This window comes from Protofrankia sp. CiP1_Cm_nod2, from assembly GCF_920664355.1.
In the GTDB taxonomy this organism is placed as follows: Bacteria; Actinomycetota; Actinomycetes; order Frankiales; family Frankiaceae; genus Protofrankia.
Window position 1 is genome coordinate 23,431 of the sequence record NZ_CAKKTL010000044.1, and the last position, 7,418, is coordinate 30,848.

7 protein-coding genes and 1 pseudogene are annotated in these 7,418 nt (G+C 71.6%); 3 read left to right on the top strand and 5 right to left on the bottom strand.

The features are described 5' to 3' along the window. Positions 1-594: 594 nt before the first annotated feature. Positions 595-1,155 carry a hypothetical protein gene (locus NBW84_RS07315; RefSeq protein ID WP_250282925.1) on the bottom strand — a complete coding sequence of 187 codons (561 nt, stop codon included), beginning with the start codon at positions 1,153-1,155 and terminating at the stop codon, positions 595-597. Between the two features lie 153 nt (positions 1,156-1,308). Between NBW84_RS07315 and NBW84_RS07320 the strand changes: the two genes are divergently transcribed. Next, positions 1,309-2,133, top strand: a complete 825-nt coding sequence (locus tag NBW84_RS07320; RefSeq protein WP_445548291.1) for a TrmH family RNA methyltransferase — start codon at positions 1,309-1,311, stop codon at positions 2,131-2,133. Positions 2,134-2,207: 74 nt separating this feature from the next. Here the strand turns inward: NBW84_RS07320 and NBW84_RS07325 are convergent, their stop codons facing one another. Continuing rightward, the gene (locus NBW84_RS07325; RefSeq protein WP_250282929.1) at positions 2,208-2,807 is read right to left on the bottom strand and encodes a hypothetical protein; all 600 of its coding nucleotides are present in this window, start codon (positions 2,805-2,807) and stop codon (positions 2,208-2,210) included. A 303-nt stretch (positions 2,808-3,110) separates the two neighbouring features. On the opposite strand from NBW84_RS07325, the gene NBW84_RS07330 reads away from it, so the two are divergent. Both NBW84_RS07330 and NBW84_RS07335 read left to right on the top strand, forming a co-directional pair. Beyond that, a complete protein-coding gene (locus tag NBW84_RS07330; RefSeq protein WP_250282931.1) occupies positions 3,111-4,037 on the top strand; it encodes a MarR family transcriptional regulator in 927 nt (308 codons plus the stop codon). Between the two features lie 214 nt (positions 4,038-4,251). Next, positions 4,252-5,592 carry an ABC transporter substrate-binding protein gene (locus NBW84_RS07335; RefSeq protein WP_250282933.1) on the top strand — a complete coding sequence of 447 codons (1,341 nt, stop codon included), beginning with the start codon at positions 4,252-4,254 and terminating at the stop codon, positions 5,590-5,592. A 113-nt stretch (positions 5,593-5,705) separates the two neighbouring features. Here the strand turns inward: NBW84_RS07335 and NBW84_RS07340 are convergent, their stop codons facing one another. The 3 genes and pseudogenes from NBW84_RS07340 to NBW84_RS07350 all read right to left on the bottom strand — a co-directional run. Then, positions 5,706-6,392, bottom strand: coding sequence for an ATP-binding cassette domain-containing protein (locus tag NBW84_RS07340; RefSeq protein ID WP_250282935.1), 687 nt, complete (start codon positions 6,390-6,392; stop codon positions 5,706-5,708). Beyond that, positions 6,389-7,153: an ABC transporter ATP-binding protein gene (locus tag NBW84_RS07345; RefSeq protein WP_250282937.1), complete on the bottom strand. Its 765-nt coding sequence runs from the start codon at positions 7,151-7,153 to the stop codon at positions 6,389-6,391. Before NBW84_RS07345 ends, NBW84_RS07340 begins: the two co-directional genes overlap by 4 nt. Positions 7,154-7,166: 13 nt before the next feature. Then, a pseudogene (locus NBW84_RS07350) lies at positions 7,167-7,418 on the bottom strand (hypothetical protein); the annotation flags it as partial.

Below are 7,418 nucleotides of genomic sequence, written 5' to 3' on the forward strand. Positions count from 1 at the left end.
AGACGTACCAGGCCCCAGACTGCCTGTCCGGGGCGGTCGCGGCAGGCAGTACGCGCAGCGACCCCGGCCGGTGAACCGCAGCCACTACGTGCGGTCCGCCGTCGCGCGGGATGGAGCGGAACGCAACTGGCCGGATCGGGTCTCCTTCGGGCTGGAAGTCGCTGCGGGTGTAGGAGCACGTTGCGAGTTCCGACGGGTCGAGCGACACATCACCAGGCGGACGCACCGCCCCGCCGCTGGCCGTGCCGCCCTGCGACCCGCCGCCACGCGGCGCCGGGCGAGCATCCCCGTCCGGTGGGAGCTGGGGGCTGCCGTTCTGCCCGGCTGCAAGTTCACATCCCGGGTAGGGGTTCTGGTCGCAGTCCGCGGAGGTGAAGATGTCGGCGTAGGCGGGCCGACCGCGAGGACGCCCAGCAGGCAGACGGCGACAGGGACGACGCGCTTCAGCATGACCCGAGTCCCTCGACGGCGAACCGGGTGACCTTCCACGACCCGTCCTCGTGCAGGCGAACTTCGGAGGTGATCGCCCGTCGACCGCCGGGTTCGTCGGTGAACGACGGCCCCGCCGTGCGCTATCGCAGCCAGTTCGAGCTGTCAGCGCAGTCGAACACCATCACCGTCTTCGGCGCCTCCGGCGGGCTGACCGAGGTGACCTCCGGATGCAGCACAGGCGCCCCCCGTGCTACCAGCCCGTTGTAATGATCGGTGGATCGATGCGGTGGCTTCGGCGGCGGTGGGGGGATGGGTTTCGATGGTGACCACGGGTGCGTGGCTGAGGTGCGCGATGAGGGCGGCGTTGTAGCCGGTGCCGGCGCCGATCTCCAGGACCCGGTGGCCGGGGCGCAGGTCGAGTGCTTCGAGCGTCCTGGCCATGATCGTTGGTGTGGAGGAGGACGACGGTACGGCGCCGGTGCGGGTGAGCAGCGGCTGGCCGCTGTAGACGATGTCGAGCACATCCGCTGTGGGGATGCTGTCCTGTGGGACGGGGATGTGCTGGTCACCGAGGCGGAAGTGGGTCAGGCAGCGGTCCCGGCGCACGGTGGCGAACGCGGCTTGGACCCGGTCGGTGCGGATCGCGCCGGTGGCGCGCAGCGTCGCGGCGTCGTCGGCGAGGCGGGCGGCTATCGGGCCGGTGGCCGTGTCCGGTGTGCTCACGCGGGCTCCTGACGGGGATGACCGTGGACTGACGGTGACGATGCTCAGATGGTGATGGTGGGTGTGTAGAGCAGGTGCGGGTTGACCGGTTCGGCCAGCCAGGGGGCGTAGCCGCGGGAGCCGAGGCCGGGGGATGGGAGCGGGTTGGACGTCATAGAGATCGACGATCCGGCGGACGAGCGGGTCCGCGACTACGTGGGGCTGACCGACGTGGCCCTGCGGCGGCGGCGGGAACCGGCCGAGGGCCTGTTCATCGCCGAGGGTGAGATGGTCATCGAACGGGCCCGGCGGGCTGGTTACCGTCCGCGATCGTTGCTGGTGGGGCCGGCGAAGGTCGCGACCGTCCCAACCGATCTGGAGCCGGATGTGCCGGTCTACCTCGCCGGCCCGGACGTGCTCGCCACGATCACCGGGTTCCAGGTGCACCGCGGGGCGCTCGCGTCGATGTGCCGCCGCCCGCCGGCCCCGGCGGCGGACGTGCTGGCCACGGCGCGGCGGGTGCTGGTCTGCGAGGACATCGTCAGCCACACCAACCTGGGCGCGATCTTCCGCTCGGCGGCCGGGCTCGGGATGGACGCCGTCCTGCTCAGCCCGTCGTGCGCCGACCCGCTGTACCGGCGGGCGGTGCGGGTGTCGATGGGGGAGGTGTTCGCCGTCCCGTACGCCCGTCTCGACCCGTGGCCGGCGGCGTTGTCCCTGCTGGTGGACGTTGGCTTCACGCTGGTCGCGCTCACGCCGTCCGCCACCGCCGTGCCGCTGGACGGGCTTGAGGCGGGTCCGGGTGACCGGCTGGCCGTGCTGCTCGGCTCGGAGGGCCCCGGGCTGACCCGGGACGCCCTGGAGGCGGCCACCGTCCGGGTGCGGATTCCGATGGCGCACGGTGTGGACTCCCTCAACGTCGCCGCCACCGCGGCGATCGCCTGCTACGTGCTGGGTGCCGGGAACGCCCGGTCGCTGGACGCGCGGACACCGCGATGATCATTTGCCCACGTGCCGGCCCGGCCACTGCGCGCCGCGGATCGTTCCGGGGCCGCTCTTCGACTACTTTTTGATCATTCTGTGCTGCGGATGTGGATGGCCTCCTCCTCCGGCGCGCCTGTCGGCCTGGCCCTGTCGCGGCCGCGGGCGCGGCCGCCGACCGGCCCGTGTCCGACGAGTTCGGCTGTTGTCGCCGTCCGTACGCCCTCGTCGTCGGCGAGCAGGGCCGGCACGTCGTCCGGCTCCCCGTCGCCGTCGAGGGCGGCCGGCCGCTCGACGGCGTCCTCGGCCGAGAAGCGGCCGTCGGCCGAGGAGTACACGTCGAACTCCAGGACCTCACCGGACTCCAGTCGCGCCGCCTCGTCGTACGGATCCGGCTCGGGCTGCTCCTGGGCGAGCAGCGAGTCCAGTGACTCGCCGGCACGTTGTTCCTGAGCGGTGGTGCCGAAGCGTTCACCCGGGCCGAAGCGGTCCGGCGGATCCCAGCCGTCGTCGAGCGGGTCGAAACCGCGGTCGGTCGAGCCCAGGCCGTCGCTGTCGAGGCTTTCGGACTGTTCGAGTGGGCTTCCGTACGTGTTGATGTAGCCACTGCCGGGATAGCCGCCGTCGGGATAGCCGCTGTTGAAGTGGCCGCTGTCGACGTCGTTGCCGCCGTCCGGGATCGGCTGCGTCATCGCTGTATCCTCCTGATCGAACCAGAGCTCTCGGGGCATCGCCGGCCGATCCCCGATCGCAAAGGACGGGCCATGGCGGCCGGTCTTGTCCGTCAAGACCATTCCCCTGACGGCCTGGTGCTAACGCCCACCGGCCGTCCCGCGGCCAATGCTCACCGCTGGCCGGTGGAGTCCCGTCGGCCGCGTCGTCACCGGTTCAGCGTCGTCTTCTGCGAGGAGCGCCGGACACACTACGGTTGGACGACGGACGATGAAGCGAACCCACCCTGTTTGCAACCCCACCGTCGATGGCGTATAGCGTTCATGTTCGTGTCTACTGTTGCGGACCGCATTCTTGAGCGGCTGGCAAAGGTCCCGGCCGGCCTGGATGACGGACAGCTGGCGGAAGTGCTCCAGGTGCGCCGCCAGACTGTGAACCAGATCTGTCGGCGCCTGTCGGACAAGGGCCGTCTGCACCGTGCGCCAGGCCCGAACGGTCGCATCATCAACCGCCTGCTGCCGCAGCACGACGCCTACCCCAGGTCTGTCCCGGCGCGGCCGGATGACACATCCGCCCCGGCCGAGCCGGCCGATGTGGCCGAGCCGGCCGAGCCGGCCGAGCCGGCCGAGCCGGCCGAGCCGGCCGAGCCGGCCGAGCCGGCCGAGGTGGCCGAGGTGGCCGAGGTGGCCGAGCCGGACGAGCCGGACGAGGTGGCCCCGGCACCGGTTGTCGAGGAGCCCGTGTCCGCCGGAACGCGGTCCGCCGCCGAGCAGGTCACGGTGGACGGGACGGCCGCAGGGGCTCCGGCCGTGGTGGCGGATGAGGCCGTGGAGCATACCGGCGTGCGCGCCGAGACTCCCGAACCCGCCACGGCCACCCCGCCCGCGGCCGTCGGTGACCAGGAGTTGTCCGGCGACCACGAGCCGTCCGTGGTGGCACCGTCCGTGGCCGAGCCGGCGTCCGCTCCGGAGGCAGCCGCCGGGGAGGCCTCCGACGCCGACGTCTCCGGGAGCCAGCGGCCCGGCGGCGCGGCAGCCGGCGGCGGAGCCCCAGAGGATGTGATCCCGGGCGACGAAGCCCCGGGCGATGAAGCCCCGGGCGACGCGGTGCCGGCTGCCGCGGCCGCCAGGGATACCCCGGAGCATGCCGAGGGCGGCGCGGACGAGACCGTGGGAGAGCCCGATGACACCCAGGTGCCGCAGCCGGTCCCTTCGACGTCCCGCCGGCGGTGGTGGCGCCGGTTCCTGTGACACGTCAGGGCCGTTGCTCCGGGGCCGGCCGGTGACGGCCCCGGTGGGGACGGCGCGGATCCGTTTCCGGGCATGCCACCCGGACGGACGTTTCCCAGCGTTACGTCAACGGCCGGGAAACGCTGGGACTTCCTGTCGGCAGCACGACGCGCAGGGGCCCGGCCGGCGCAATAGCGTCTTGGGGTAACCAACGATCCCGGGGGAGAGCATGCCTATGCGAGCGAGGTTGCTCGTCGTCATTGCCACGCTGTCCGCGCTCGTGCTTTCGGCCTGCGGAAGCAGGGTGGACGACTCGAGCCCGCCGCCGGGCGGCCCCACCCAGGGTGCCGGGGCCAACACGGCGTCGGATACCGGCGTGACCGCGAACGACGTCAAAGTCGGTGTGATCGTCGGTCTGACCAGCCCGCTGGGGTCGGAGACCTTCTCCACCTCCCTTTACGGCGCGAAGGCCTACTTCGACGCGCTCAACGCCGCCGGTGGTGTGAACGGCCGTAAGGTCACGCTCGTCCAGTGTGACGACCACGGCAGCGGGCCGGACAACACGGCGTGCGTGCGCAAGCTCGTCGACGACGAGAAGGTCTTCGCCCTGGCCGGGGTGTCGGCGTTCGACTACGCCGGCGCGCAGTACCTGAACTCCAAGGGGGTGCCGGACGTCGGCGGCCAGCCGACCAGCAGCGCCTACGACCAGTACCCGCATCTGTACTCGATCTACGGTAGCTACTATCCGCGTGACGGCAGGCAGCCCGGCTACAACGGGAACCTCTACGCCGGCACCGAGAACTACCGGTGGCTCAAGGAGAACCTGAGCACCAGGGTCGCGGGCGTGGTCTACTACAACGTCGCGCCGTCCCAGCGTTACGCGCAGTCGGTTGCCGACGGCCTGCGCCGGGAGGGCTACACGGTCGTCGAAAAAGAGATCAACTACTTTGCCCCGAACTTCGACGCGGCCGTACTGGACCTGAAGGCCCGCGGGGCCGATGTGATCTTCGACGCGATGGAGGACAACGGCAACCTGGCCCTGTGCAAGTCGATGCAGGCCCAGGGGCTGACCGTCAAGGCGAAGGTGACCACCTCGCAGGGATGGACCGACACCTTCGGCCAGACCTTCGCGGACACCCCCAACTGCCGTGACTCCACCTACGCGATCAGCACGATCCGTAACTACAACGACACGAACTACCCGGCGGTGGCCAGGTTCCGGGCGGACATGGCGAAGCACCAGCCCGCGCGCGAGGGCAAGCTGAGCATCTGGACCCTCGAGGGCTACGCGTCCGCCCAGTGGCTCACCGACGCGATCAGGTCGTGCGGCGCGAACCTCACCCGGGCGTGCGTCGAGCAGTTCCTGAACCGCCCGCAGGACTATGACGGTGACGGTCTGCTGACCCCACGCAACTTCACCAAGCTCGCGGCCCCCCCGGAGACCGACCGGAACTGCATCAACGTCGCCCGTTGGGAGAGTTCGGCGAACGGCGGCAAGGGAGGCTGGGTGACCCAGGTCAAGGACATGAACACCAACTGCTTCACCGTCCCGAACCTGTCCTACCCGGCCGAGTGAGCACCCGGGGAAGACCCGCGTGAAGCCCTGTGCCCGGCCCTGGTGGATGCGCCCACCGGGGCCCGGGCACAGGGCTCGGACCGGTCCGGTGAAGCCAGACCGGTCCGGTGGAGTCAGACCGTTTCGGCGGAGACGGCCGGATGCAGCTCCGCGGGATCCCCGACGAACGAGCACTCACCCCGGTGCAGGACGTAGGCGACGTCGGCGAGGCCGAGGGCGTCGTTGGTGTACTGGTCGGCGAGAACCACCGTCGTCCCGCCGAGCGCGACCGTCGCCAGCCAGGTGAACAGCTCGCTGGCGACCTTGGGTGACAGGCCGAGGGAGAGCTCGTCGACCAGCAGCACCCTGGGCCGGGCCAGCAGGGCCCGGGCCAGGGCGAGCATGCGCCGCTCGCCGCCGGAGAGCGTCCCGGCCCGCTGGGCGAGCCGCTCGCCCAGCCGGGGGAAGGCCTCCAGCGCCGGGGAGATGTCCCGTTGCCCGATCGCCTCCACCACCACCTGCAGGTTCTCCCGCACGGTGAGGGTGGCGAAGACCGCGCGTTCGTCTGGGACGAACATCAGGCCCGAACGGGCCCGCTCCAGGGCCGACATTCTGGTGATCGTCCTGCCCTGCCAGGTCAGGGAGCCCGACCGCAGCGGTAACACGCCGGCGAGCACCCGCAGCGTGGTGCTCTTGCCCGCGCCGTTGACCCCGAGCAGCGCGGTGACCTTCCCCGCGGGGACCGTCAGGTCGAGCCCGTGCAGGACCTCGATGGTCCCGTAACCGGCGCGGGCGCCGGTCAGTACCAGTTCAGCGCTCATGCCAGCGGCCCCTGCGCGAGATAGACGGCCCGTACGGTCGGATCCTCACGGACGGCAGCCGGTGCCCCGTCGGCGACGATACGCCCGCCCACCATCGCGTACACCTGGTCGGTGACGGAGAAGACCAGTTCGACGTCGTGGTCCACCAGCAGGATGCCGACCCCCTCGTCGGCGACCTGCCGCAGCAGCCCGGAGAGCCGTTCGGTCTCCTGCCCGTCCAGCCCGCTGGCCGGCTCGTCGAGCAGCAGGACGTCGGGCCGGGCGCACAGGGCACGGGCGAGCTCGACCAGGCGCAGCGCCCCGGTCGGCAGTGTTCCCGTGGTCGTGTCGGCGATGCCGGTGAGGTTGAGGGACTCCAGGGTGCGGGTCATCACCCGCCGGGTGCGGGCACTGCCGTGCGGGGTGCGTCCCAGCAGCCCGCCGATGTAGTCGCGGTGCCTGTTCTCGGCGCCCACCAGCAGGTTGTCCATGACGGTCATGCTGGTGAACAGCGACGGCACCTGGAAGGTCTGGACGAGCCCGTGGCGGGCCCGCACGTCCGGGCGCATCCGGGTGATGTTGCGGCCGCCGAGGAAGACCTTGCCGCCATCGGGTTTCTCCACCCCGGTGAGCAGGCTGAACAGCGTCGACTTGCCGGCTCCGTTCGGGCCGATCAGCCCGGTGACCTTGCCGGGCGCGACGGTGATGTCGACGTTGTCGACCGCGGTGAGCCCCCCGTAGCGGCGCACCAGGCCTCGGCCGGTGAGTTCCGCGCGGCTCACTGCGTCCCCCCGCTCACGGCGTCCCCCCGGAGGTGCGCGCGACCTGCCGCACCCGGGCGAGCAGTGCCTCCCCGAAGGGCGTGAGGACGGGGGATCCGCCGCCGGCGGCCGGTTGCCGGTATGCCACTGGCAGGACGGACGCCGGCGAGGTGGGGACGACAGGCCCGCCGGCCGCGGCGATGCCGGCGCCGGCAGCCGTCGGGCCGGCGGCCGAGGCGGAGATCAGGGCGGACGACGCGGCAGCGGCCCGCGCGGCGCCCGGGCC

Coding starts and splice junctions, on each gene's coding strand:
- NBW84_RS07330 (WP_250282931.1), top strand. CDS start 3,111: ATGTTCGTGTCTACTGTTGCGGACCGCATTCTTGAGCGGCTGGCAAAG.
- NBW84_RS07335 (WP_250282933.1), top strand. CDS start 4,252: ATGCGAGCGAGGTTGCTCGTCGTCATTGCCACGCTGTCCGCGCTCGTG.
- NBW84_RS07340 (WP_250282935.1), bottom strand. CDS start 6,392: ATGAGCGCTGAACTGGTACTGACCGGCGCCCGCGCCGGTTACGGGACC.
- NBW84_RS07325 (WP_250282929.1), bottom strand. CDS start 2,807: ATGACGCAGCCGATCCCGGACGGCGGCAACGACGTCGACAGCGGCCAC.